A 23,303-nucleotide genomic window follows, 5' to 3' on the forward strand; every position below is an offset into this window, starting at 1 on the left:
GCGTCGCGTTCCTCTGCGGCGCCTTCATCACTGCATGCCGGGAAAGGTGCCGCACGTGCGATCCATATGGAACGGTGCGATCTCCTTCGGCCTCGTCAGCATCCCGATCAAGCTGGTGAACGCCACCGAGAGCCACTCCATCTCCTTCCGCCAGATCCACACCGAGGACGGCGGCCGCATCCGCTACCGCAAGGTGTGCGAGCTGGAAGACCGTGAGGTGAGCCAGGCGGAGATCGGCAAGGGGTACGAGGACGCCGACGGCACGATCGTCCCGATCACCGACGAGGACCTGTCCCACCTGCCGCTGCCCACCGCGAAGACGATCGAGATCGTCGCCTTCGTGCCGGCCGACCGCATCGACCCGCTCCAGATGGACGCCGCGTACTACCTCCAGGCCGGGGGCGCCCCGGCGGCGAAGCCGTACACCCTGCTGCGGGAGGCGCTGAAGCGCAGCAACAAGGTCGCCATCGCCAAGTACGCGCTGCGCGGCCGGGAGCGGCTGGGCATGCTCCGCGTGGTCGGCGACGCGATCGCCATGCACGGCCTGCTCTGGCCGGACGAGGTGCGCGCCCCCGAGGGCGTCGCCCCGGACACCTCCGTCACCGTCCGCGACAAGGAACTCGACCTCGCCGACGCCCTGATGGACACCCTCGGCGAGGTCGACCTCGACGACCTCCACGACGAGTACCGCGAGGCCGTGGAGGAGGTCGTCGCCGCGAAGGCGGCCGGCGAGACACCCCCGGAGACCGCCGCGCCCGAGGCCGGCGGCAAGGTGCTGGACCTGATGGCGGCCCTGGAGAAGAGCGTGCGGGCGGCGAAGGAGTCGCGCGGCGAGGAGCCGGCGGCGGAACCGGAGCAGGCGGAGGTCAGTCGCCTCCCGCAGCGGAAACCGGCCCGCACGGCACCGAAGGAGACGGGCGGCAAGAAGTCGACGTCGACGGCGAAGAAGACTGCCGCCTCCTCCTCGGCGAGGAAGTCGACGGCCTCCAAGAGCACCGCGAGCACGGCCAAGGGCGCGACGAAGAGCACGGCGAAGAGCGCGGCGAAGAGCACGGCGTCCGGCCGGGGCACGGCCGCGAAGAAGACAGCGGCGAAGACCGCCGCCGGGAGAAAGACGGCGGCCGACAAGACGGCGGCCGACAAGACGGCGGCCGACAAGACGGCGGCCGACACGACGGCGGCCGACACGACGGCGGCGGCCAAGGCAGCGCCGGAGAAGACCGCTGCGGAGAAGACCGCTGCGGAGAAAACGGCGGAGAAGAAGACGGCGGGCCGCAGGCGTTCGGCCTGACCTTGACCTCGGCGCGTGGATGGTCTGAACTTCTGATCACCACCGGCGGGGGGCGTCCGGTGAGACGTGGAGCGGCCGGCCGGGCCGCGGTCGGCGCAGCCGCCCGCCTCCCCGCCTCCCCTCCCGCCTCCCCTCCCGCCTCCCCGCCCAGGAGTGACCGCCCTCCATGCCGCCACCGCGCTTCGACCGACGAGTCCGCACACTGGTCGAGGTCCGGGGCGGGCCCGACGACTGGGAGGAGGCGGAGCAGCGCTTCCAGGCGCACGGCTGGCCGGTCCGCGGCTCCTCCCCGGCCGGACGTGGTGAGCGGGGGCACGGCGGGTTCGGAGCAACGGCCCGCTCCAGGGTGGAGATTTCCCGCTTCACGTCACGGAGCGTGTCCGGTCGGTCCCGGGAGTTCCTGGAGGCGGCGGGCCAACTCCTGGAAGCCGAGCCGATCACGGAGTCCGGCGGCGGCTCCGACACCGGCCTCGTGATCGCTGGGCAGTGGAAGCAGAACCGGTGAGCGCAGGGGATCTTGACGCCTCGAATGTTACCGGTAACATCAGCTGCCGTCGGAGTTCGTTACTGGCCGCCCACACCGCCGTGGGCCTTCCTCTGGAGCCCGCGTGACCGACCGGACGACACAGCGCCGCGCCCCCACTGCCCCCGCCTTCACCCCCACCGCCGTCGTCGCGTCCTGTGTCGGCTTCGTCCTCATCGGCGCCCTCCAGGCCTTCTACGGCCCCGCGATCCCGGCCCTGCGCGAGGAGTTCGGCCTCACGCCCTCGACCGCCGGCCTGGCCCTGAGCGCCCACTTCATCGGCGGGGTCGCGGGCGTCCTGCTCTTCGACCGCCTGTACGGCCGGATGGGCAACCGCCGGATCCTCGGCGCCTCCTACCTGCTGATGGCGCTCGGCGCGGCGGGCTTCGCGCTCGCGCCCACCTGGCCCCTCGCCCTCACCGCCGCCCTCCTCGCCGGCCTCGGCTTCGGCGGCATCGACTACGGCCTGAACCAGCTGTTCGCCGTCGGCTTCGGCCACCGTTCAGCCGCCCTGCTGAACATCCTCAACGCCCACTTCGGCGTCGGCGCGATCCTCGGCCCGGCCCTGATCGGCGCGGTCGGCGCCGACCGTCACGAGGCGGTCTTCCTGGGCTTCGCCCTCGCCAACCTGCCCCTGCTGCTGTGCCTGAAGGGCGTACGCGACCGAGCCCCCCGACCGGCCGAGGCCGACGTCGAAGTCGAGGCCGACGCCGAGGCTGCCCCCGGGTCCTCGGCGCGGGCCCGTAGCCTGGCCTCCCTCCTGACCGTCTTCGTCGCCCTCTACGTCCTGCACGTCGGCATCGAGGCCGGCGTCGGCGGCTGGGAACCCACCCACCTGGAAGCCGTCGGCTACGGCGCCGGCATCGCCGCCACCGCCACCTCGATCTACTGGCTGATGATGACCGCCGGCCGCTTCCTGGCCGCCCCGCTGGCCCTGCGCTTCTCGGCGCCGGCCATCATCACCGTCTCCTGCGCCGGCATGACCGCCTGCCTCCTCCTGGCCGCCGTACCCGCCCTGGCGCCCTACGCCTACGCGGGCGTCGGCCTCTTCATCGCGCCGATCTTCCCCACCGGCCTCCCCTGGCTCCACCGGGCGGCGCCCCGGGCCCGCCGGGCCGGCGCGGTCGTCATCGCGGCGTCCATGGTGGGCGGCGTGGCGGCCGGCCCGGCCCTCGGCAAGGTCATCGAGTGGTCCGGCACCCAGGCCGTACCCCTCCTCCTCGCCACCCTCTCGGCCACCTGCCTGGCAGCCACGCTGTGGCTGACCCGGGCGACCGCCCCGGCCGCCCCGTAGCAAGCCGCGGACCCGACCTCCCGCACCACCCGCCGTCGGGCAGCGGGCCCCGGCACCTCCGCACCCCCTGGCCCCCGGCACCTCCGCACCCCCTGGCCCCCTGGCCCCCCGACCCCCGACCCCCGACCCCCGGCCCCCGGCCCCCGGCCCTCGGGCAGCAGCCCCGCACTTCCGCAGCGGCCGACCCCCTCCACCCGGTACCCACCGGCAAGCCGGCCTCAAGCCCCCGACCTGCACACAGCAGACAGCCCCCGGACCGCACCCCAGCAGGAAGCCCCCGGATCGCACCCCAGCAGGAAGCCCTCGGACCTCCCGCAGCAGGAAGCCCTCGGACCTCCCGCAGCAGGCAGCCCGCCACCCCACCCGCCAAGGAAAGGCCCGCCATGCCCGCCCTCACCACCACCCAGGACGGCTTCCTCCTCCACGGCCGCCCCCTCCGGATCGTCTCCGGCGCCCTGCACTACTTCCGCGTCCACCCCGACCAGTGGCCCGACCGCCTGCGCAAGGCCCGCCTCATGGGCCTGAACACGGTGGAGACGTACATCCCCTGGAACCTGCACCAGCCCGAACCCGGCACCCTCGCCCTCGACGGCCTCCTCGACCTCCCCCGATTCCTCCGCCTGGCCGCCACCGAGGGCCTGCACGTCCTGCTCCGCCCCGGTCCGTTCATCTGCGCCGAGTGGGACGGCGGCGGCCTGCCCCACTGGCTCACCGCCGACCCCGAGATCCGCCTCCGCAGCAGCGACCCCCGCTTCACGGACGCGGTGGACCGCTACCTCGACCTCCTCCTCCCCCCGCTCCTGCCGCACATGGCCGCGTCCGGCGGCCCCGTGATCGCCGTACAGGTGGAGAACGAGTACGGCGCCTACGGCGACGACACCGCCTACCTCACACACCTGGAGGACGCCTTCCGCACCCGTGGCGTGGAGGAACTCCTCTTCACCTGCGACCAGGCCGACCCGGCCCACCTCGCGGCCGGCGGCCTCCCCGGGATGCTCACCACGGCCACCTTCGGCAGCCGCGTCGAACGCTCCCTGGCGCGCCTGCGCGAGCACCAGCCCGAAGGCCCCCTGATGTGCGCGGAGTTCTGGATCGGCTGGTTCGACCACTGGGGCGGCCCGCACCACGGCCGGGACGCCGCCGACGCGGCCGCCGACCTGGACCGCCTGCTCGCCGCCGGCGCCTCCGTCAACCTCTACATGTTCCACGGCGGCACCAACTTCGGCTTCACCAGCGGCGCCAACCACCACCACGCCTACGCCCCCACCGTCACGTCGTACGACTACGACGCCCCGCTCACCGAGAGCGGCGACCCGGGCCCGAAGTACCACGCCTTCCGAGAGGTGATCGCCCGCCACGCCCCGGTCCCGGACGAACCGGTGCCCGCCCCCTCCCCGAAGCTCCCGCCGACCACGGTGGAGTTGACCCGCCGCGCACCGCTCCTCCCGCCCCCCGACAGCCCGGCCGACGCCCCCCACCCCTTCTTCACCGAACGCCCCACCCAGGCCCCGGCCCCCGTGTCCGCCGACGTCCTGGGCCTTCGTGCCGGATACGTCCTCTACCGCACGACCGTTCCGCAGGAGGGAACCGGTCTGCTGCACTTCACCGGCGGCGTGGGGGACCGCGCCCAGGTCTTCCTGGACGGCGCGCCCGCGGGCGTCGTCGAACGCGAGCGCCACGAGGAGACCCTTCCCGTCCGCAGCCCCCGCCCGGGCGCCGTCCTGGACGTCCTGGTCGAGAACATGGGCCGGGTCAACTACGGCCCCCGCATCGGCACCCACAAGGGACTCCTGGGCCCGGTCACCTTCGACGGCACCCCCCTGCACGGCTGGTCCTGCCACCCGCTCCCCTTGGACGACGCGCCCGCCCCGGACGCCCTCCCGCCCACCCCCGCCCCGACGTCCGCCCTCGCCCAACCCGCCTTGCACCACGGGACGTTCGACGTCACGACCCCCGCCGACACGTTCCTGTCCCTCCCGGGCTGGACCAAGGGCCAGGCGTGGATCAACGGCTTCCCGCTCGGCCGCTACTGGAACCGCGGCCCCCAGCGCACGCTCTACGTCCCCGCCCCCGTCCTGCGCCCCGGCACCAACGACCTGCTCCTCCTCGAACTCCACGCCACCACCACCCCCCGAGCCCACCTCGTGGACACCCCCGACCTCGGCCACCGGGCAGACTGAACCGCCCCCGGAGACGGGTACCGGCTCCTCCAGCCCCTCCGCCGCCCCTCCAGCCCCTCCGACCGCCCGCCCCGCCGCCCCGTCCGCCCCGCCCGTCCCACCCGGCCTATCCTGTGGTCTGCCGGAACCGGGGCGGCGAAGACCGCCCCCGCCGCAGAAGAAGAAAGAGCCCCTCGATGACGACCCCCGACGGCAAGAGCCAGGGACCCGGCAAGAGCCAGGGACCCGGCAAGAGCCAGGGGCAGGGTCCCGGCCAGGGCCAGGGCCAGGGCAAGGGCCAGGGACAGCCACAGGGGCGCAGCCGGCGCAACTTCGCGGGCGCGCGCCCCGTGATGGACGACGTGGCGAAGCTGGCCGGTGTCTCCAAGCAGACGGTCTCGCGGGTACTGAACGACCACCCGGCCGTACGGCCGGAGACCCGCGAGGCGGTCCTCGCGGCGATGCGCACGCTCGGCTACCGCCCGAGCCGCAGCGCCCGCTCGCTGGCCAGCGGCCGCACCCGGATGCTCGGCGTGATCTCCTTCGACGCGGCCCGGTACGGCCCTGCCTCGACCCTGACGGCGATCAACACGGCGGCGCAGGCGGCCGGTTACCTGGTCAGTTCGATCGCCCTGGACACGGCCGACCGCGACACGGTCGTCCGGGCGGCGGACCGTCTGTCGGCGGAGGGCGCGGACGGCGTGATCGCGATCGCGCCGCAGCTGTGGGTGGCGAGGGGGCTGGCCGAGGCCCGTCTGGACACCCCGCTCGTCGTCCTGGACAACGACCTCGGCGACGGCACTCCCGTGGTCACCTCGGACGCCGTCTCCGGCGCCCGCAAGGCGACCGGACACCTCCTCGCCCTCGGCCACGCCACGGTCCACCATGTGGCGGGCCCGTCCGGCTGGACGTCGGCGGACCGCCGGGCGGACGGCTGGCGGGCCACCCTGAAGGCGTACGGGGCCGAGGTTCCCGCCCCTCTCACCGGCGACTGGAGCGCCGACTCCGGCTACGAACGGGGACGCGAGCTGGCGAAGAACCCCCAGGTCACCGCCGTATTCGTGGCGAACGACCAGATGGCCCTGGGGGTCCTGCGGGCCCTGCGCGAGGCGGGCCGCCGCGTCCCCGGCGACGTCAGCGTGGTCGGCCACGACGACATCCCGGAGGCCGCCCACTTCCTTCCGCCCCTGACCACGGTCCGTACGGACTTCTCGGACATCGGCACCCGCTCCCTCCGCGTCCTGCTGAACCGCATCGACGCGCCGGAGACGCCGCCGCCCCCGCTGACGGTCGTCCCGGCGGACCTCCGCGTCCGCGACAGCACGACCGAGCGGGCACGCGGCCCCCGCTGACGGCCGTGGTCACGAGGTCACCTGCCCGCTTGCCCGCTTGCCTGCTCGCCCGCTTGCCCGCTGGTCACTTCCGGTAGCCGAGGATGGTCATCATGCCGGACTCGGCGTGGTACTGGTTGTGGCAGTGGAGCATCCACAGACCCGGGTTGTCGGCGTAGAAGTCGATGACGAGTTTGCGGTGCGGCAGCACCAGCGCGGTGTCCTTGCGGGCTCCGGCCGAGTCGATGCCGGCGAGGGCGAAGGTGTGGCCGTGCAGGTGCATGGGGTGCCACATGTCGGTGGCGTTGACGAGGGTCACGCGGACCCGTTCCCCTTCCTCGACCGGGTAGCGCTGTTCGACGGAGTAGGGCCGGTGGTCGAAGGACCAGTTGAACTTGTCCATGGTGCCGGTCATCCGGAAGCGCAGTTCGCGGTCCGGGGCACGGTCGTGGAAGGCCACGGACTCGTCGGGCACCATCCGTCTCGCCGGCACGACCTGGCCGTCGAGTTCCCGGGGACGCACGGAGGGCTTGGGCAGTTTCCCGCCGCTCGTCCGCAGGACCGCCAGGGCCCGCCCCTTCTTCCCCTCGGCGAGGGCGACCAGCGGGAACACGCCGTCCTTGACGGTGACCAGCACGTCGTAGCGTTCGCCCATGCCCAGGATCAGCGCGTCCGTCCGGGTGTGCTCGACGGGGTAGCCGTCGGTGTGGGTCACGGTCATGCGGTGGCCGCCGAGCGCGACCCGGAACGGCGTGTCGCCCCCGGCGTTGATCAGCCGGATCCGGACCCGGTCCCCGGGCCGCGCCCGGAACACCGAGGGCGCCCGCGACAGCCGGCCGTTGGCCAGGTAGTACGGGTAGTCGACATGACCGCCCTCACTCTTCAGCATGCTGCTCCGCACCCCGTGCAGGACGCGGGAGGGGCCGGTGGCCTTTCCGCCTCCCGGCCGGTCGGTGCCGGAGGGCCCGCCGTGTCCGGACCCCGTGTGCAGGTCGTCCTCGCCCATGTCCATGGGCGCGCGCCGGCCCTTGCTCAGCTGTGTGAGCACGCCGTCCGGAGTGGATCCGTCCACACCGTCCACCCAGTCGTCCAGCACGACGACCCACTCCTTGTCGTACGACAGCGGCTCCTTGGGATCCTCGACGATCAGCGGGGCGTACAGACCGCGGTCGAGCTGCATCCCCGAGTGCGAGTGCAGCCAGTAGGTGCCCGGGTGTGCCACGGCGAAGCGGTAGGTGAAGTCGGCGCCGGGCCTGATGGAGTGCTGGGTGAGGCCGGGGACGCCGTCCATGTCGCAGCGCAGGCGGATGCCGTGCGAGTGGAGGGTCGTCGCCTCCGGCAGGTGGTTGGCGAGCGTCATCTCGAGGATGTCGCCCGTCGACACCCGCACCTCCTTGCCCGGCAGCGTGTCGCCGTACGCCCATGATCTGACGGTCCGTCCGCCCAGGTCGAGGGAGGTCTCGGTGGCGGTCAGCCTGAACTTGCGCACGGGCCCCTTCCCGCGCGCCTCCTCGGCGGCGACGACCTCGGGGTCGGACGGGTTCACGTATCCCTCGGGGCCCTTGGGCACGAAGCCGCCACCACCGTGACCGTCGGTCCTGCCCGCCGAGTGGGGGCCGAGCCCCGAAGGCGATCCGGACGCCGAGCGAGGGCCGGGCCCCGCACCCGCGCTCGTCCCGGACTCCGGCCGATGCTCGGCCCCCGGACGCGAGCCGGAACCGGAACACGAGGTCAGGGCTCCCGATCCGACAGCCGCGATCGAGGCACCGAGCAGGGTACGCCGCGTGTGAGTGTGCATAACCACATCACACCTGTCTTATGGGCGTATCCGGGCGAACCGGAACGGCGCGTCTCACGAATCCCGCGCCCCGCCCACCCGACCGATGGCCATGGCATCACGGAACGAGGCGGCCCGGGGCCGAGGGCCGCGACACCGACACCGCCCCGCACGCCCTCTCCGAGTCCCTCCTGGACGGACTCCGGCTGTGCCTGCCCGTCTCCGGCACCGTCATGCTGTCCGGCACCGCACCGGCGGCCTGGCTGCTACGCCCCGGTCCACACAGCCGGGGTCAGAAGCCGCGGGTCGCGAGGTCGCGAGGTCGCGAGGTCGCGAGGTCACGAGGTCACGAGGTCACGAGGTGCGGCGGCCGCCGCACGCGCGAGGGCCGCGAGGGCTAGGATCCGGGCCATGGCCCTGACCATGAACGACGTGGACCGCTTCGAGACGTCAAGGCCCCGCCTGGAGGCCATCGCCTACCGCCTCCTCGGCTCCGCGAGCGAGGCCGAGGACGCCGTGCAGGACACGTTCCTGCGCTGGCAGGCCGCCGACGTCGACCACATCGAGGTCCCCGAGGCCTGGCTGACGAAGGTTCTCACCAACCTGTGCCTCAACCAGCTCACCTCGGCCCGCGCGCGGCGCGAGACCTACGTCGGCCAATGGCTCCCCGAACCGCTGCTCGCCGGAGACCCGATGCTCGGCCCGGCCGACACCGCCGAGCAGCGCGAATCGGTCTCGTACGCGGTCCTCGCTCTCCTGGAGCGGCTGACGCCCAACGAGCGAGCGGTGTACGTGCTGCGGGAGGCCTTCGACTATCCGCACCGGGAGATCGCCGAGATCCTCGGCGTCACCGAGGCCGCCAGCCAGCAGATCTTCCACCGCGCCAAGAAGCACGTCGCGGACGGCAGGACCCGCACCGAGACCGACGAGGCCACCGCCCGGCGGATCGTCGAGGAGTTCCTCGCGGCCGCCACCAGCGGCCGGACCGAGCCCCTCGTGCAACTGCTCACCCAGGACGCCATCTCGATCGGCGACGGCGGCGGGAAGGTCCCCGCCCGCGCCAAGGCGTTCGAGGGCGCTCTGGCGGTCGCGAAGTTCATGCGGGGCCTGTTCACACCCGGCAAGGCCAAGCGCGCCCTGGTCGGCGGCTCACCCGAGATCCACACCACGACCGCCAACGGCGGCCCCGCGCTCGTGGCGGTCGTCGACGGCCGCGTCATCGGCGTCATGTGCCTGGAGATCACCGCCGAGGGCATCGCCGCGTTCCGCAACCAGGTCAACCCCGACAAGCTCGAACGCGCGACCCGGCGGTGGTCGGCCACCGACCACGGCGAACCCCTGGTGGTCACCTTCTGACCACGCCGCGAGGCACTGTGAGGCACTGAAAGGCGCTTGAGGCACCGCGGGGCGCTGTGAGGCACCGCGGGGCGCTGCGAGGCACCGCAGACTGCTTGTGATGTGCTTCACACTCCACTGCTGTCAGGAAACGGGAGGCCGCCCGGTTCAAGAGGCGAACCCGCCAGTGGCGAACCCGCCGGCGGACCCGCCCAAGACAGGAGTACGGACATGCAGCACCGCATCGTCGTCCTCGGAGCCGGATACACGGGAGCCATCGCCGCCGGCCGCCTCGCCAGGCGGCTGCACCGCGACGACGTCGCCATCACCCTCGTCAACGCCGAGCCCGACTTCGTCGAGCGCGTACGGATGCACCAGCTCGCGGTCGGCCAGGACCTCAGGCCCCGGCCCTTCAGCGAGATGTTCGCGGGCACCGGCGTCGAACTGAGGCTCGCGAAGGTCGCCGGCGTGGACGTCGACGGCAAGACCGTCACCGTCCACACCACGACCGGCACCGAGCAGCTGACGTACGACACCCTCGTGTACGCCCTCGGCAGCGGCTGGAACGACCAGGGCGTCCCCGGCACCGCCGAGCACGCTCACGAGATCGCCAGTCGCCCCGGAGCGCTGCGGCTGCGCGAGCGCCTGGCCGGCCTGGACGCCGGACAGCCCGTGGTCGTGGTCGGCGGCGGCCTCACCGGTCTGGAGGCCGCGACCGAGATCGCCGAGGCCCGCCCGGACCTCGACGTCGCCCTCGCCGCCCGCGGCGGCCTCGGCGACTGGCTCTCCGCCAAGGGCCGCCGGCACCTGCGGAAGGTCCTCGACAAGCTCGGCGTCACCGTGCACGAGCACACCGCCGTCACCACCGTCGGGGCCGACCACATCACCACCGCCGACGGCACGCCCGTCCCGGCCGCCGTCACGGTCTGGACGACGGGCTTCGCGGCCCACCCGATCGCGCAGGCCACCACCCTCAAGACCACCGGAACAGGCCAGATCGTGGTCGACGACACCATGCGCTCGGTCTCACACCCGGACGTGTACGCCATCGGCGACGCGGCCCTGGCGACGGGCGCCGGCGACAAGCCCCTGCGCATGTCGTGCGCCTCGGGCGTCCCCACCGCCTGGCAGGCCGCCGACGCCATCGCGGCCCGCCTGACCGGCGGCAAGCTCCCGAACGTGCCGCTCCGCTACTTCAACCAGTGCATCTCGCTGGGCCGCAAGGAAGGCCTGATCCAGTACGTCACCGCCGACGACCGAGCCGTCGAAGCGGCCCTGACCGGCCGGCTCGCCGCCCTCTACAAGGAGCTGATCTGCAAGGGCGCGGCCTGGGCCGTCACCAACCCGACCCTCGCCCTCCCGACCCAGCGCCGCCACGCCGTACCGCAGCCAAGCACACCCTCGGTGGCCGGTGCGGCGCCCCAGCGGATCGCCGGACCGGGCCGGCGGGCGGACGTAAGCTGACGGCCGTACGAGCAGGGCCGGAGTCCGGGTGGGGGAGTGTCGTGGACGGTCTTACGGAGGCGAACCTCAGGGCGCTGGCCGGTGCCCGTTCCTTCGAGCGCGGGCTCGGATACCTCGACGCGGTGTCCGGGGTCGAAGTCGATGACGCCCGGGTCACCGCGACCGTCCACGGCACGGAACGGTACGAGGTGGAGCTGGTCCTGGACGGGCCCGGGAGCCCGGCCGGCGAGTGCGACTGCCCGTACGGCCTGGAGGGCAACTTCTGCAAGCACCTGGTCGCGCTCGGCCTGACCGTGCTCGCCCAGGGGGAGAGCCTGCCGAGGCAGCGGAAGGCGGCCCGGGAACGTGTACAGGGCCTCGACGCTTGGCTGTCCGGCCTGTCGAGGGAGGAACTGCTCGCCCTCGTACGGGATCAGATCGCCGAGGACCGCCAACTGCGCCGCCGCCTGGAACTGCGGGCCGCGAACGCCCGAGGGGACCTGCCCGCGGTCCGGGCCCGCGTCCGTGAGCTGCTGGACATCGGTCCGTTCGCACGGTACGGCTACGTCGAGTACGCCGACGCCCGCGCCTACGCCGACCAGGCCGGGCAGGCCCTGTCCGCGCTCAGGGCACTGGCCGGCTCGGGCCGGGCCGCCGAGGCCATGGTCCTGGCGCGGGAGGCGATGCTGCTGCTGGCCAAGGTGGTGGAGAGCGTCGACGACTCCGACGGACGGCTCGGCCAGATCGGAGCCGACCTCGCCGACGTCCACCACGACGCATGCCGTGCGGCGCGCCCCGACCCGGAGGAACTCGCGCGCTGGCTGGCCGGCCACGTACTCAGTGACGCCGGCGACCTCACCGACATCGATCCGCTCGACTACGAGGACGTCCTCGGCGAACCGGGGCTGACGGCCCTGCGGAAACTGGCGGTCGAGGCGTGGCGGGGCAACCGCACCGGCTGGGCCGAGAAGTACCTGATGGAGCGCGTGGCCAAGGCGGGAGGCGATGTCGACGCCGTGATCGCCGTGCACGCGGCCGACCTCGCACCGAACGGCCACACCCACCTGGTCATCGCCCGGGAACTGGACGGTGCGGGGCGCCCCGACGAGGCCCTGCGCTGGGCGGAACGCGGCATCAGGGACACCGAGGACCTCGCCACCGTCGACACCGCCCTCATCGACTACCTCTCCGACCGCTACGCGCAGGCGGACCGGCTCCCCGAAGCCGTAGCCCTGCGCCGCGGCCACTTCGGCGCCCGCCGCACCCTGCTCACCTACCGGCAACTGCGCGCCGCCGCCCAGGCCGCCGACTGCTGGCAGACCGAGCGGGAGGAGGCACGTGCCCTCCTCCGCACAGAAGCGAACCGGCGGCAGGGAAACCGGCACGACGGCCCTGTCCTGGTCGACGCGCTGCTCGACGACGGCGACATCGACGCAGCCTGGCGAGCCGCCACCGAAACCGGCGCCCACGAGCGCCAATGGCGCACCCTCGCCGACCAGTCCCGCATCGACCGCCCCGCCGACGCGCTCGACATCTACCTACGCCTGGCCGAACCGCTCACTCGGCAGACCGGCAACGCGGTCTACGAACAACTCGTCAGCCTGCTCCTGAACATCCGCGACTGCCACCACCACCTGAACACACCGCACGAGTTCACCACGTGCATCACCGCCCTGCGCACACTCCAGAGGCGCAAGCGAAACCTGCTGCGACTGATGGACGAACGGGGCCTGTGACCCGCGCGGAGCGGCCGCTGCCCGCACCCGCGGCCGGACAGGGCCGACGATGGCCGCGTCGGCCTGTCACGAACAGGCGCCCACCGGCCCACTGTGCCGGGCGGCACCCTCACTTATCCCACCCGACGGACGTCCAATCCCGAGCCCCTCAGGGGCTCAGGATCCGCACCTCCGGACCATCAGGTTCGACCGGAGCGACTGTGATGTCATCGCCGCAGACGACAGCGCGGCCAATGCCGGAGAGCGTCCACTTCAGGGCCGGGAGGTTGATGCGAGGAGAGACCACTTCCACGAGTGTGGCCGCCGAGGCGATCACGCACAGGTCATCGGCACGGGCCAGGCTGAGCCAGCCGGTGACCGTACGGTCGCGTAAGACGCCCTTGACCAGCCCTTCGCTGCCGAGGACGAGGCTGCCGCAGGGATGGCGGGGGAGCCGGTCACACGCCGTTCGCCCCGCCCTGTGTCCACTCGTGACGTGCCTGGTGGAGCTGGTCGTGCAAGGACTGGATCTCCTCGTCCGTCACGGGACCGTGCTCGGCCTCGGCGACCTGGATGAATCCGTTGAGGTTGTCCCGCTCGATCTGGCGGGCAACAGCCGCGGCTACGTAGGCGGGAAGCCCAGAGGGGCCGCTGCGGGCCTTGGCGGCTTCGGCGATGTTGCGCGGCATAGTGATCCAGTACTTACCGGCACGCTCACTCACACCACCAATCCTGCCTCGGATATCCCGTCCCCGCCTGTGTACGGCGTTCCCGAAAAGAGGTGCGGGCCGAAGACCGTGGTTGCTGCGCGGTCCGATGGAAGCCGGTCCACGGGTGTGCGGCGGATGTCCGGGCGCTCGCCGGCGAACGCGGCTCCTCGTTGATCCGGGCCGTCCGGGAAGCCGCTTCGGATGGTAATGAGCGTGACGCCTGGGCGGCACCCGCCTGCACATACGCGAAGACCCCGTCCTCAGCGAAGCCGCTGATGGCGGGGTCTTGGGCACCTCATGCAAGGTGCCCCCGGCAGGATTCGAACCTGCGCACACGGCTCCGGAGGCCAGGGGAGAGCGAGTGGTCGAGGGGACCCTGACCTGCGGGTGAGTGGTGCATGAGCCGGGCCACAACCAAGATCATCACGCCCCTATTACGTGAGAGCCCTGTCCGGGGGTGGGGCCGCGCCGTATCGTCGGAGGCATGATCTCGGGCACGGGCGGCGAAGCGCACGACGACGGTACGGCGTTCACGGCGGAGGGCGTGGCAGTCGTCCTGCGGGAGGCGTGCGAGACGGCCGGCCTGGACTCGACCGGGGCAGAGCTGCTGCGCCTGGGATCCAACGCGGTGTACCGCCTGGCCTCCTTACCGATCATCGTCCGCGTCGCACGTGACCCCGCCGTTCTGTCCGAGATGGAACGTGCCGTGGGCGTCGCCCGGTGGCTGGAGACGGTGGACTTCCCGGCCACGCGCGTACTGGCCGGCGTCACCCAGCCCATCGTCGTGCGCGGCCTGGTGGTGACCTTCTGGGAGAGCGTCCAAGAGCACGAGGAGTACGCGACGGTCGGTGAACTGGCGGACTTGCTCCGCCGCTTCCACTGGCTGGAGGAGCCCGAGACGCTGGGCCTTCCGTACTTCGACCCGCTGGCGAAGCTGTCGGCCTCGTTGGACGGCCTGGATGCCGTCTCCGCCGAGGACCGGTCCTTCCTGGAGGAACGGGCGGCCAAGCTGGCCAAGGAGTACGACCGGCTGGATTTTGTGTTGCCCTTCGGCCTGATCCACGGGGACGCCAACATCGGGAACGTCCTTCGCCACCGGGACGGTCATGCGGTCCTCATCGACCTCGACGGGTTCGCCCTCGCCCCGCGAGAGTGGGATCTGATCCTGACCGCGCTCTACTACGACCGGTACGGCTGGCACACCAAGGCGGAGTACGCGGAGTTCGTCCACCGGTACGGCTTCGACCTCATGAACTGGCCCGGATACGAGACGCTGGCCGACCTGCGGGAGCTGATGATGGTGGCCTGGCTCGGCCACCAAGTGGGCACGAGCGAGCGTTCCGCCGCGGAGTTCGCCCGGCGGGTGCGGTCTCTACGAACGGGCGAGGGGCGCGCCTCGTGGAGTGCGTTCTAAGGGCTGCCGGTGCCACTCACTGCCGCACGGGCACGCTCCGTGGTCCTTGCCTGCTTCAGCCGGTGAGCCTGGCTGGTGCTACACCCCCGCAGCGATCCACAGCCTGTGCTCTCGCGCTTCCTCCTCAAGCCCGCGGGCTGCGGTGCTGTGGCCGGCGGCACTGAGGTTGTGGCGGAACTCGGCGAGATAGCTGATGCATCGTGCGGACTTGAGCTGTTCGCCGAGATCCAGCGCGTCGAGAGCCACGCGGCAGGCCTCATCGGCATCACCCGCACGCAGGTGCGCATCGGCGAGGACCATCGTCGCGAAGAAGTCACTCCGTACGTGGCTACCGCTCATGGCGTTCTCGGCGTAGGCCACCGCCTTACGAGCGCTGTTGACGTCCCGGAAGCAGTGGGCGGCTTCGGCGGCGAGCTCGGTTTCGTCGAAGTAGCTGATCCACTCCGGCTCGTCTTCGCTGTTCCGGCTTTCGAGCGCTCTGGTCGCCGCTCCCAGGGCGGCCTCGCAGCCGGCGACATCCCCGGTGCGAGCGAGCGCGCGGGCCTCCATGGCATGGAACTGAGCCCGCAACGTCGGCGTGGCCACCGGGGAAATGCCCATGAGCGCTGCACGGGCAAGAGTCGCGGCCTGGGTGTACCGACCCAAGAAAGTCGCTTGATGGCTCATCGCGGAAAGGATGCTGCCGGCGAGCCGGCGGTCGTTGGCGTCCTGGGCGAGGCGGAGGGCCTGGAGGAAATACCTTTGGGCGAGCCCGTGGTGACAGGCGTCGTAGGACATCCAACCGGCAAGGAGGGTTGCTTCTGCCACGGTGGAAAAGAGGGCCCGGCCCACCTGCTCGGTGTATCGGCCTCGCAGCAGTGGGGCCACATCGTTGTTGAGGTACTGGATGACCGAGTGACGCGCGTGGTCCCCACCGAACTGGTCGTCGAGCTGGGCGAACATGTCCGCCGTGGTCTTGACGGCTGCCACATCGCCGAGACCGACACGAACCCCCTCGGTATGCGTCCGGGGGATGCCTGGTTCGGGCGCGACCAGCCACCGAAGAGACGCCTCGTTCCACGCAGGCTCGGACGGCTCCGACGCGAGCAGCGGGTCGTAGTGGTTGAGATCCGCACGCCATAACTGGCCGACCGCCTGAATGGCGTCATCGGGACTGGCGGGATACGCGGCGTCGAGCACGGGGGCTTCGTTCAGCTCTCCGTCCCTCAGACCGAGTTCCGCCGCACTCATGGCGAAGGCGTCACACAGAAGCGGACCATAGAAGTCGTCGGGCGTGCTGTGGCCGTTCTCCCAACTCGCGATACGTCGCTTCACGCTGGCGTCCGACGGGAGCTGATGTCCACGCCGGGCGGCTGCCTGGCGTAACTCCCTCACCAACCGCGGCTGACTCCAGCCTCGGCTGGTGCGGGCTTCACGTAAGCGGACACTGATCGGCTTCATGAAGACGCGGCCCTTCACTCCCTGCGTGTACGCCGGTGCGGCAACTTGGGTTGCTCGACCGAATGTACGCGCTGGTCGTTGCTTCTTGCAGGCGGTAATCGGAGATCGTCCACACGTAACGGGTGACGGGGGATGACGTGACACGCGCTGACGCGTCATCCCCCGTCACCTCTCGTCATCTGCCCTGGTCGGGTGCCCTGCCATGAGTCTGGATCCACGGCGGCACCGTGGCCGCACCGTAGTCCGACTGAGGGTGAGACGACGTGCAGAGGATGACCAGGCGGGGCATGGAATGGCTGTCTGCTGCGGCGGACGACCCGCGGGAGTGCCAGCAGGTCTGGGCGGATGACCCGCGACGGCCCTGCATGCTGCCTACCGGCCGCTTCTTCGACGTGATGAGCGTGGAACAGCGTCTCGGCATGGAGATGTTCGATCGGCTTCAGCGAAGCGGGATGCCGTTCGGGCCGTCGGTCGTCGACCGCAAGGCGCAGCGAGTCGGGTTCTTCCTCGGCTCCCAGAGCCACGAGACCTTCACGTTCTACCTCGGCCGTGAGACGTCATCCCCACCACCGTACCGATACCTGGGCGAGGGCTCCGCCGTCGTCGTTCCCGGCCCTATCCCGCTGTCCGGCGACCGCTACCAGTGGCTTCGCGCACCGACGCGCCGGCCGGAGGCCAACCCGCTGCGTCCGGTCGCCCTGGCGACCGCGCTGGTCGCCTCCGCTGAGCTCCTGGCCAGGATCGACCGCTTCGACGAGCAGTACCCGACCCCGTACGCGGCGGTCGCTGCCCTTCCCGAGGAGACGACTCCGGATGCAGGGTGAGTCGACCTACGGACGCGATGCTGCCACGTGGTCCCCGCTCGACAGCGACGGGTGGTACGCGGCCCGCAACGCGACCACCGCATTGCGGGACGCCCTCGTACGCGCAGGCCTGGAGAAGGACTTCCCCTACCTGCGCGCAGATCTGAACGCCTTCGGCCATGGCCTTGTCGAACTGGGCCGCGTGTCCCCCGACACGGCCGAGCGCCTCGCGGAACTCTTGCGCCTCGCCCTGGCAAGCGGGTTCGGCCGAGATCACTCCGACGACGAACGCTCGCCGACCACCGTCGAAGAACAACAGGGAAGGACGTGAAGCCATGACTGACCGGCGAGGAGTAGTTGCCAAACGGGCGGAGGACCTGGTCCCCGGCGTGCCCTACGTCCGAGGCTGGAACCGCGCACGTCGAAGCGCCGGCACTCTGGCCAAACAGCTCGTGCTGCTCGGACTGGACTCCGACTTCCCGGGCCTGCTCGCCGACGTGAACGTATTCGGCGACGGACTGGTGCAGCTCGGGACCGTCCGCCCTGAAGCGGCCGAGCTGCTGGCGAAGCTGATCACGGCAGGACTCGAGACGGAGCTGCACGGCGCGGCGGCTGCAACGTCTCCAGCCACTGGGCGAGAGGCATCAGCGGCCTGAACCGTCCCACAGAAGCTGGCTGGTCGCGGTCTGAGGCTGCTCCCGCAACCAGTTGGCCTGGCCCCGTACGGCATCGTCCCCCGCGCTGCCGTACGGGGCTCTTTGCTGCGTCCCAGCGCACGTGGTGCGCAGCTAGCCTGCCGCTCGGCCGGGACCGGCGCCCCAGCGCCGCAGCCCGGACGAAGCGGCAGGCCGTTGGGTGACATCAGCTTTGGAAGCTTGCATTGTCTACGAGTGGCTGCCGAGCTGACATGCAGCGAAGCGGCCCTGGAGCCTGACTGGCTGGCGCCCTGGTCCCCCGCCATTTCCCGTGGTCCCCTGCACGATCTGGCACGGTTCTGGTACGACCTCTTCGTCCGCTTCTAGCAGTGCGGGGCTGTGCCTGGTCGCTACGATGCGCAGGCTGGGCAGTGTTCGTGCGATGGGGGAGGGGCAAATGAGGATCAAGGACCCGGAGTACCCGGCAGCGGTCGACGCGGCCGTGGAGATCCTGCGGAAGCGGGCCCGACAGGGGCAGACCATTACATACGGGGAGCTGAGCGCCGAGTTAAAGGCACAGGGCTTCGACTCCATCCCGCCTCACCGCGGAGTCATGACCTACCTACTCAAGGATGTCTGTTTCAACCGCAACGAAGACGGACGAGCACCGATGCTCTCGGCGATCGTGGTGAACAAGGCCAGCCGGGAACCGTCCGATCAGTTCTCCGCCCTTGCCCGAAGCCTGCCCTTCTCCCGGCCTGCCAACTGGAGCTGGCGGGAAGAGCAGCAGCAGGTGTTCGCTCAGCACCGCAAGGAATGACGTCGGCCTCGACACCCGCTTTAGGAGAGAGGCGGGGGCATCGTGCCGCTGAGCTGGGGCTTCGATACCTCGTCAGGCTGCCGGAAACTCGACCGCCAGACACCCCTGTTGACCGTGGCTGACCCCTGCATCTGGCACGGCAGTGGCACGAAGCTCAGCCGACGACAGTCAGCCACGACGGCGGGTGCGCCGACCGACCACGCACGCGTGTGCCTCGCTGCACCCCCACTGGCCCCAGCCACGCTATCGGGGTCTTTCGTCGAGCAGAGCAAGTGGCTACGGCCGGCCCGTGACGGCGGCCGAAGCCCTCAGCTTGGGAAGCTCAGGTGATCTAGGATTGGTTGGGCTGCTGAACTGCGGCGGAGTGCGGACAGAGCCCGGGTTCCCGCTGATCTGTTGCCCGCTGTTCCCCGTGGTTCCCTGCCAGATCTGGCACGCATCTGGCACGAGTGAGTAGCGTGCTCCATGTCCGGCGGGAGTTGCGGCTCGAACTGCCAGATCGACGGCTGGGCCGCGCTGCTCCTCGCCGAGATGGTTCGCCACGAGCCTGCCATGAGGGGGCTAGGCGAGCTCCGGGGTCCGCGTGTGACCGCCCGTGTGGATCGCAACTCCCGCGAGGTTGAAAGTGCGCGCGGCACCTTCCATCTTGTCTGCATCATGGGTGGCATGCAGGGAAACGGGGTCAGACGGGCAGGAAGCCGAGTAGCAAGGTTCGGGGGAGGGTGGTACACACGAGCGCAGGCTCGCCGCAGGTTCCGGCGGCGGAAGGCCCTAAACAAGCCCGTGCGGAAACTGGATACCGCTGTCGCTGTGTTAGGGATGTCAGACCGCGAACTTACCCAGACACGCAGTATGTTGCAGGCGGACCGCAAAGCCCGGGACAAATTCCCGGTCACTGCTTATTGGCAGGGCATGTTGGTGATGCTCATTGCCCCTCGTGTGGCGGAGTTTGTTCTAGATCGTACACGCAACGTTGTTGCCAGCTTGCGCTTAGAACTACCGCCGACAGCCGTGAAATGGGCGCAGAGCGCATTTCATGAAATTGGCAACAAATGGATCTTCGGCGCCGTGCTGTGGACAGTGTGGCGGCTATGGGTAGAAATTCGTCGCTACCTGCTCACCGTGCGAGCTGCCGCCGCCGTAAGAGTGATCGCGCAAGCCGTTCAGCAGCCAACAGGAGTACGGGCGGTGGCGCTTTATGGCGTCGACAAGGCATGTCGGCGCGTTGAGCGGCAGATACTCAGGGCACACAGGTTCTCCGGTACCATCCCCGCTCGCTCCCCTCGACGAGCGGCAGCAAAGCATCATGCTGCGCTTGTCGCTGGTGCGCTCCGACAAGAGCTTAATCTTCTCGACCAGGAACCAGAAAAGGCGCTCAAGGATCTCGCTGCGGGCTTGGTCACAATAGGGGAGCGTTACGCGGAAGGACGTGTGGCAGCTCTCCTACCTGACAGCGCTCTGGAAGGGGTGGAACCAATCTCAAGGGCGCGCAGCGGACTTCGTGAGTCGCTCCACATGGTGCTGGCGATCGGAGCTGCGATGGGCGCCGTAGTGGTCGCCAACGCACTGTGGCCGAGCCTCGGAGTGCCTGAAGATGTCAGGCCCTGGATGTGGACGGGTATTGCAGTCGCTGCCGCAATCCTCGTGGCCGGATGGGCCAGGGTGATCCGTTTCTTGGAGCGAGTTCCGGTGTAGTACAGAGTTCGGAGCGCCAAGGTCGTTTGTGCACAAGGCTTGTGGTCCGGCCTCATCCATATCAGGTCGATCACACCGCACCCCGACCTCGACCAACCGGCCGTGCTCCCAGGAGGAACGTCCACCGAAGCGCGTCGCTGATCGCGGCTGTCCAGGCTTGTTGGTGTCAGACGGTGGTGTCAGCTGTCGGAGACGGCCTTGACATGCCCGCCCCTCGCCTTCCCGGCCCAAGCTTGCCGGCAACCCAAGGTCCGCACGGCGCGGGTCTGGACCTCAGCCGACGACAGTCAGCCCCGACGGCGGGTTAGCCGTCCGACCAGGCGCGCGTGCGTCTGCTGCACCCCCACCGACCTCAACCACGCTGCCGAGGTTCGCATGAGCACAGGAGATCCAACGGTCGGCGTGTGGCGACAGCGGGTGCCAACAGCTTGGGAAGCTGAGGCGATGTAGGGCAGCTGCTCGGCTGACCCGACTCGACCACACACCTGCCGTGCGTCGACTTGGGTGCGCGGCCATAGAACTTCGAGTCAGAATAGGGGGTATGGATGCGGGGGGTGTGGCGCTTGTGGGCGCCATTGCGGGCCTACTGGGTGCGGCAATCGGTGCTGGCGGCGCGCTTGGCACAGCAGTCATAACGAGTCGCGCGCAGGCACGGTCTGGGCATGAGCAATGGCGTCGTCAGGTACGTAGAGACGCCTATGTCGCTTTTTTGGCTGCAGTTCAAGAGGCACTTACTAATGCGGCCGCTTTTCACGAAAGCTGGGTGAATGGAGGGCCGGCAGTTGATGCGCATGCGATACAGCGGATGAATGAGCTGAATGAAAACATGATGCGAACCCGATCTATCGCAGCTATGGAAGGGCCGGAATTTCTAAGCAAAATGGCGCGGGAATTGCTCATAGCGTCGCAGGCTTGGATATCGCGTACCTTCGCGGGCGTGGAACAACATGCGGCTGACATCGGAGAATCTAATAGAAGGGGGCGCTCGGGGTAGTGCACCGAGATGGCCGTCTGGCACTCCATCTTGCCGTGGAGGAGTTTGAAGAGGAGGCTAGGAGGGTTCTCGACGATCGTGCAGGCTTCCTAGATAAACCCTAAATCTCGTATTAAAGATCTGTGAAACTCAAGCGCAATAAACCTGGGGGCTGCGAGTAATGGCAGGGATGCAGAGCTCTGGCACTACTGAGCTGCTAATCGAACACCGCCGTGAAATTGCTGACCTCTTGCAGCGCATCAAAAATCGGCGATTGCAAGTTTTCGGTCTATATGCAACGCCAGTCACTCTGTTCATTACGGTCATTACGTGGGCTGGCTTGAAGGTTTTCGTGTGGCTGCGCGGAGACACGCCATCCGCGATCAATGGTATATGTGCTGCGGCTATCTTTTTTCTAGCAGTCGCTTCGGTGGTCCAGTTAGTCCTTGAGTTCCAAAGCGATAGCCCCTGGGAAGACCCTAAGACTCCAGTTAGGCAACTCAAACTCAAGCTTGCCCTGGCCGAGGAGCGTCATGTCCTCGAAGCTAGGCGGCATATTCCTCCCGTTATGGATCGACAGGCATCCTATAAGGAAAGGATTCCTGGGGAGATTCTGCGTTTACGTAGAGAATCACGCCATTATCGCCGTCTGCATTTGTTGATGCAGTGGATGCTGTTCATTAGCTCGGCGGCGATTTCTGCGGTAACCGCCTGGTATGATCCGCCCCAACCGGCGAAGGGCGTACTTATCGGTTTAGGTGCGACGGTCACGGTCATCACGGCTGCTACTGGCTATTTCAAGCCTCGTGAAAGGGCTTTCAACCTTCAGCAGACTGCCGACAGCATCGAACAGCACACCACTGCCCTTGAACTTGGCATCGCCCCATATCATGCGGCGGATGAGGAAGGAAATCTCGGACTGTACGCCACTACCGTAGAAGGGCTGCGCGCAGAGCAGCGCATGCGAGAGCAGCAACTTGACCAGCCACAGCAGGGTCAGCAGAGCGTCCTCTAGCTATCTGGCGCAGGCGACAAAGCTGTGAGCGCGGCGCGGGCGCCGGCCGGGCTGGAGCGGGGCGGAGACAGGAGCGCAGGCCCGGCCGGGGGCCGGGCCGCGCGCGGGGAGCGAAGCGAGCCGCCTTGATGACGTAGAGAAAGTCTGAGCCAACTCGGGCTGTGCTACAGCCGGAACGACAGCTCCAGCTCGTCGCCTGGAAGGTGGAACTCCTCCAGGGCGAGGGGCTTGTCTGACTCGGTGAGGGTCACGCGGATGATGTGGAGCAAGGGGACCCCATCGGCGAGGCGTAGCGCTTGGGCCTGGTCGGGCAGGGGCATGCGAGTGCGGACGTACTCCGTGAAGTGGAGTTCGTGGCCCAGGTTGGCGAGCGCGGTGTAAAGCTCCGGCGCCGGCGGCGGGGCCTCCTCCTCGTACTTGGTGTCGATCAGTGCCGAGAACGGCACGTACGTCCGGTGGAGCTGGCGAAGGCGGCCGTGGTCCGCGGTCTGCAACGCGTCGTACGTGAACACCGGCTCGCCTGGCGGGATGCGGAGTAGGTCCGCTAGGGCAAGTGGGGCGTCTGTGCGGGTGGCTACCGGTGGCTCGGCGTCTGTCCAGCGGATGCCGTCCGCCTCGACGTAGCGGCCGTCAGGGGTGCGGCGTACGCCACGCGGGCGCGTGTGGCTGGGGCGGCTGTGCGGGGAGCGGGCGAAGGTGCCGCGGCCCATGATGGCTTCGACGAGACCTGATGCCCGGAGTTCGCTCAGTCCCTGGCGGACTGTGGGGCGCGTCACGCCGAACTGTTTCGCCAGCGCATCCTCGGACGGGAGCGGTTGGCCAGCGGGGAAGGTGCCGTCCAGGATGCCTTCGCGCAGGTAGTCGGCGATCTGCCGGTACTTCGGCTGCGTGTTCTTCGGCGGCATGCCGACCCTCCGTGGCCGTGGTGTG

The 23,303-nt window shown here is 69.7% G+C and carries 19 protein-coding genes and 1 pseudogene; 15 read left to right on the forward strand and 5 right to left on the reverse strand.

The window, feature by feature from the left end:
* Nucleotides 1-34 precede the first annotated feature (34 nt).
* The 5 genes from ACFV9M_RS21485 to ACFV9M_RS21505 all read left to right on the forward strand — a co-directional run bounded on the left by ACFV9M_RS21485 (nucleotide 35) and on the right by ACFV9M_RS21505 (nucleotide 6,619).
* Nucleotides 35-1,291: a Ku protein gene (locus ACFV9M_RS21485; RefSeq protein ID WP_385061732.1), complete on the forward strand. Its 1,257-nt coding sequence runs from the start codon at nucleotides 35-37 to the stop codon at nucleotides 1,289-1,291.
* 166 nt (nucleotides 1,292-1,457) lie between these two features.
* Entirely contained in the window at nucleotides 1,458-1,796 is a 339-nt protein-coding gene (locus ACFV9M_RS21490) for a hypothetical protein (protein ID WP_385061730.1), read from the forward strand.
* A 103-nt stretch (nucleotides 1,797-1,899) separates the two neighbouring features.
* The gene (locus tag ACFV9M_RS21495) at nucleotides 1,900-3,108 is read left to right on the forward strand and encodes an MFS transporter (protein ID WP_385061728.1); all 1,209 of its coding nucleotides are present in this window, start codon (nucleotides 1,900-1,902) and stop codon (nucleotides 3,106-3,108) included.
* Between the two features lie 383 nt (nucleotides 3,109-3,491).
* On the forward strand, nucleotides 3,492-5,288 hold the full coding sequence (locus tag ACFV9M_RS21500) for a beta-galactosidase family protein (RefSeq protein ID WP_385061726.1): 1,797 nt from the start codon (nucleotides 3,492-3,494) through the stop codon (nucleotides 5,286-5,288).
* A gap of 332 nt (nucleotides 5,289-5,620) precedes the next feature.
* Complete coding sequence (locus ACFV9M_RS21505; protein WP_385061935.1) at nucleotides 5,621-6,619, forward strand: LacI family DNA-binding transcriptional regulator; 999 nt, start codon at nucleotides 5,621-5,623, stop codon at nucleotides 6,617-6,619.
* A gap of 64 nt (nucleotides 6,620-6,683) precedes the next feature.
* Here the strand turns inward: ACFV9M_RS21505 and ACFV9M_RS21510 are convergent, their stop codons facing one another.
* Nucleotides 6,684-8,396: a multicopper oxidase family protein gene (locus tag ACFV9M_RS21510; RefSeq protein WP_385061724.1), complete on the reverse strand. Its 1,713-nt coding sequence runs from the start codon at nucleotides 8,394-8,396 to the stop codon at nucleotides 6,684-6,686.
* Between the two features lie 390 nt (nucleotides 8,397-8,786).
* Here ACFV9M_RS21510 and ACFV9M_RS21515 point away from each other — a divergent pair, with 390 nt between their 5' ends.
* The 3 genes from ACFV9M_RS21515 (at nucleotide 8,787) to ACFV9M_RS21525 (ending at nucleotide 12,889) form a co-directional block, all read left to right on the forward strand.
* Nucleotides 8,787-9,731, forward strand: a complete 945-nt coding sequence (locus ACFV9M_RS21515; protein ID WP_385061722.1) for an RNA polymerase sigma-70 factor — start codon at nucleotides 8,787-8,789, stop codon at nucleotides 9,729-9,731.
* Between the two features lie 210 nt (nucleotides 9,732-9,941).
* Nucleotides 9,942-11,174, forward strand: coding sequence for an NAD(P)/FAD-dependent oxidoreductase (locus ACFV9M_RS21520; protein WP_385061720.1), 1,233 nt, complete (start codon nucleotides 9,942-9,944; stop codon nucleotides 11,172-11,174).
* A gap of 41 nt (nucleotides 11,175-11,215) precedes the next feature.
* A complete protein-coding gene (locus tag ACFV9M_RS21525) occupies nucleotides 11,216-12,889 on the forward strand; it encodes an SWIM zinc finger domain-containing protein (RefSeq protein WP_385061718.1) in 1,674 nt (557 codons plus the stop codon).
* Nucleotides 12,890-13,127: 238 nt separating this feature from the next.
* Here the strand turns inward: ACFV9M_RS21525 and ACFV9M_RS21530 are convergent.
* Both ACFV9M_RS21530 and ACFV9M_RS21535 read right to left on the reverse strand, forming a co-directional pair.
* Nucleotides 13,128-13,277, reverse strand: a pseudogene (locus tag ACFV9M_RS21530) (DNA-binding protein); the annotation flags it as partial.
* A gap of 49 nt (nucleotides 13,278-13,326) precedes the next feature.
* Complete coding sequence (locus tag ACFV9M_RS21535; protein WP_385061716.1) at nucleotides 13,327-13,590, reverse strand: CopG family transcriptional regulator; 264 nt, start codon at nucleotides 13,588-13,590, stop codon at nucleotides 13,327-13,329.
* Between the two features lie 472 nt (nucleotides 13,591-14,062).
* On the opposite strand from ACFV9M_RS21535, the gene ACFV9M_RS21540 reads away from it, so the two are divergent.
* Complete coding sequence (locus tag ACFV9M_RS21540) at nucleotides 14,063-14,992, forward strand: phosphotransferase family protein (RefSeq protein WP_385061715.1); 930 nt, start codon at nucleotides 14,063-14,065, stop codon at nucleotides 14,990-14,992.
* Nucleotides 14,993-15,070: 78 nt separating this feature from the next.
* Here the strand turns inward: ACFV9M_RS21540 and ACFV9M_RS21545 are convergent, their stop codons facing one another.
* Nucleotides 15,071-16,306, reverse strand: a complete 1,236-nt coding sequence (locus ACFV9M_RS21545; RefSeq protein WP_385061714.1) for a hypothetical protein — start codon at nucleotides 16,304-16,306, stop codon at nucleotides 15,071-15,073.
* A 389-nt stretch (nucleotides 16,307-16,695) separates the two neighbouring features.
* Here ACFV9M_RS21545 and ACFV9M_RS21550 point away from each other — a divergent pair, with 389 nt between their 5' ends.
* The 6 genes from ACFV9M_RS21550 to ACFV9M_RS21575 all read left to right on the forward strand — a co-directional run bounded on the left by ACFV9M_RS21550 (nucleotide 16,696) and on the right by ACFV9M_RS21575 (nucleotide 22,373).
* Nucleotides 16,696-17,256, forward strand: a complete 561-nt coding sequence (locus ACFV9M_RS21550; protein ID WP_385061712.1) for a bifunctional DNA primase/polymerase — start codon at nucleotides 16,696-16,698, stop codon at nucleotides 17,254-17,256.
* Complete coding sequence (locus tag ACFV9M_RS21555) at nucleotides 17,246-17,566, forward strand: hypothetical protein (protein ID WP_385061710.1); 321 nt, start codon at nucleotides 17,246-17,248, stop codon at nucleotides 17,564-17,566. The genes ACFV9M_RS21550 and ACFV9M_RS21555 overlap by 11 nt, the downstream gene beginning before the upstream one ends.
* A 4-nt stretch (nucleotides 17,567-17,570) precedes the next feature.
* On the forward strand, nucleotides 17,571-17,891 hold the full coding sequence (locus ACFV9M_RS21560; RefSeq protein WP_385061709.1) for a hypothetical protein: 321 nt from the start codon (nucleotides 17,571-17,573) through the stop codon (nucleotides 17,889-17,891).
* 436 nt (nucleotides 17,892-18,327) lie between these two features.
* Entirely contained in the window at nucleotides 18,328-18,690 is a 363-nt protein-coding gene (locus ACFV9M_RS21565; protein WP_385061707.1) for a hypothetical protein, read from the forward strand.
* A gap of 852 nt (nucleotides 18,691-19,542) precedes the next feature.
* Nucleotides 19,543-20,385: a hypothetical protein gene (locus tag ACFV9M_RS21570; RefSeq protein WP_385061705.1), complete on the forward strand. Its 843-nt coding sequence runs from the start codon at nucleotides 19,543-19,545 to the stop codon at nucleotides 20,383-20,385.
* Between the two features lie 1,154 nt (nucleotides 20,386-21,539).
* Nucleotides 21,540-22,373: a DUF4231 domain-containing protein gene (locus tag ACFV9M_RS21575; RefSeq protein WP_385061703.1), complete on the forward strand. Its 834-nt coding sequence runs from the start codon at nucleotides 21,540-21,542 to the stop codon at nucleotides 22,371-22,373.
* A gap of 164 nt (nucleotides 22,374-22,537) precedes the next feature.
* Here ACFV9M_RS21575 and ACFV9M_RS21580 read toward each other — a convergent pair whose 3' ends face one another.
* A complete protein-coding gene (locus tag ACFV9M_RS21580; RefSeq protein WP_385061701.1) occupies nucleotides 22,538-23,278 on the reverse strand; it encodes a GntR family transcriptional regulator in 741 nt (246 codons plus the stop codon).
* Between the last annotated feature and the right edge of the window lie 25 nt (nucleotides 23,279-23,303).

It is taken from the genome of Streptomyces sp. NPDC059895, assembly GCF_042731035.1.
GTDB lineage: Bacteria > Actinomycetota > Actinomycetes > Streptomycetales > Streptomycetaceae > Streptomyces.

Excerpts from the sequence above, each read along its gene's own strand:
- ACFV9M_RS21485 (WP_385061732.1), top strand. The coding sequence starts at position 35 with ATGCCGGGAAAGGTGCCGCACGTGCGATCCATATGGAACGGTGCGATC.
- ACFV9M_RS21560 (WP_385061709.1), top strand. The coding sequence starts at position 17,571 with ATGACTGACCGGCGAGGAGTAGTTGCCAAACGGGCGGAGGACCTGGTC.
- ACFV9M_RS21520 (WP_385061720.1), top strand. The coding sequence starts at position 9,942 with ATGCAGCACCGCATCGTCGTCCTCGGAGCCGGATACACGGGAGCCATC.
- ACFV9M_RS21565 (WP_385061707.1), top strand. The coding sequence starts at position 18,328 with ATGAGGATCAAGGACCCGGAGTACCCGGCAGCGGTCGACGCGGCCGTG.
- ACFV9M_RS21510 (WP_385061724.1), bottom strand. The coding sequence starts at position 8,396 with ATGCACACTCACACGCGGCGTACCCTGCTCGGTGCCTCGATCGCGGCT.
- ACFV9M_RS21555 (WP_385061710.1), top strand. The coding sequence starts at position 17,246 with ATGCAGGGTGAGTCGACCTACGGACGCGATGCTGCCACGTGGTCCCCG.
- ACFV9M_RS21500 (WP_385061726.1), top strand. The coding sequence starts at position 3,492 with ATGCCCGCCCTCACCACCACCCAGGACGGCTTCCTCCTCCACGGCCGC.
- ACFV9M_RS21490 (WP_385061730.1), top strand. The coding sequence starts at position 1,458 with ATGCCGCCACCGCGCTTCGACCGACGAGTCCGCACACTGGTCGAGGTC.
- ACFV9M_RS21570 (WP_385061705.1), top strand. The coding sequence starts at position 19,543 with ATGTTGCAGGCGGACCGCAAAGCCCGGGACAAATTCCCGGTCACTGCT.
- ACFV9M_RS21540 (WP_385061715.1), top strand. The coding sequence starts at position 14,063 with ATGATCTCGGGCACGGGCGGCGAAGCGCACGACGACGGTACGGCGTTC.
- ACFV9M_RS21505 (WP_385061935.1), top strand. The coding sequence starts at position 5,621 with ATGGACGACGTGGCGAAGCTGGCCGGTGTCTCCAAGCAGACGGTCTCG.
- ACFV9M_RS21580 (WP_385061701.1), bottom strand. The coding sequence starts at position 23,278 with ATGCCGCCGAAGAACACGCAGCCGAAGTACCGGCAGATCGCCGACTAC.
- ACFV9M_RS21575 (WP_385061703.1), top strand. The coding sequence starts at position 21,540 with ATGGCAGGGATGCAGAGCTCTGGCACTACTGAGCTGCTAATCGAACAC.
- ACFV9M_RS21515 (WP_385061722.1), top strand. The coding sequence starts at position 8,787 with ATGGCCCTGACCATGAACGACGTGGACCGCTTCGAGACGTCAAGGCCC.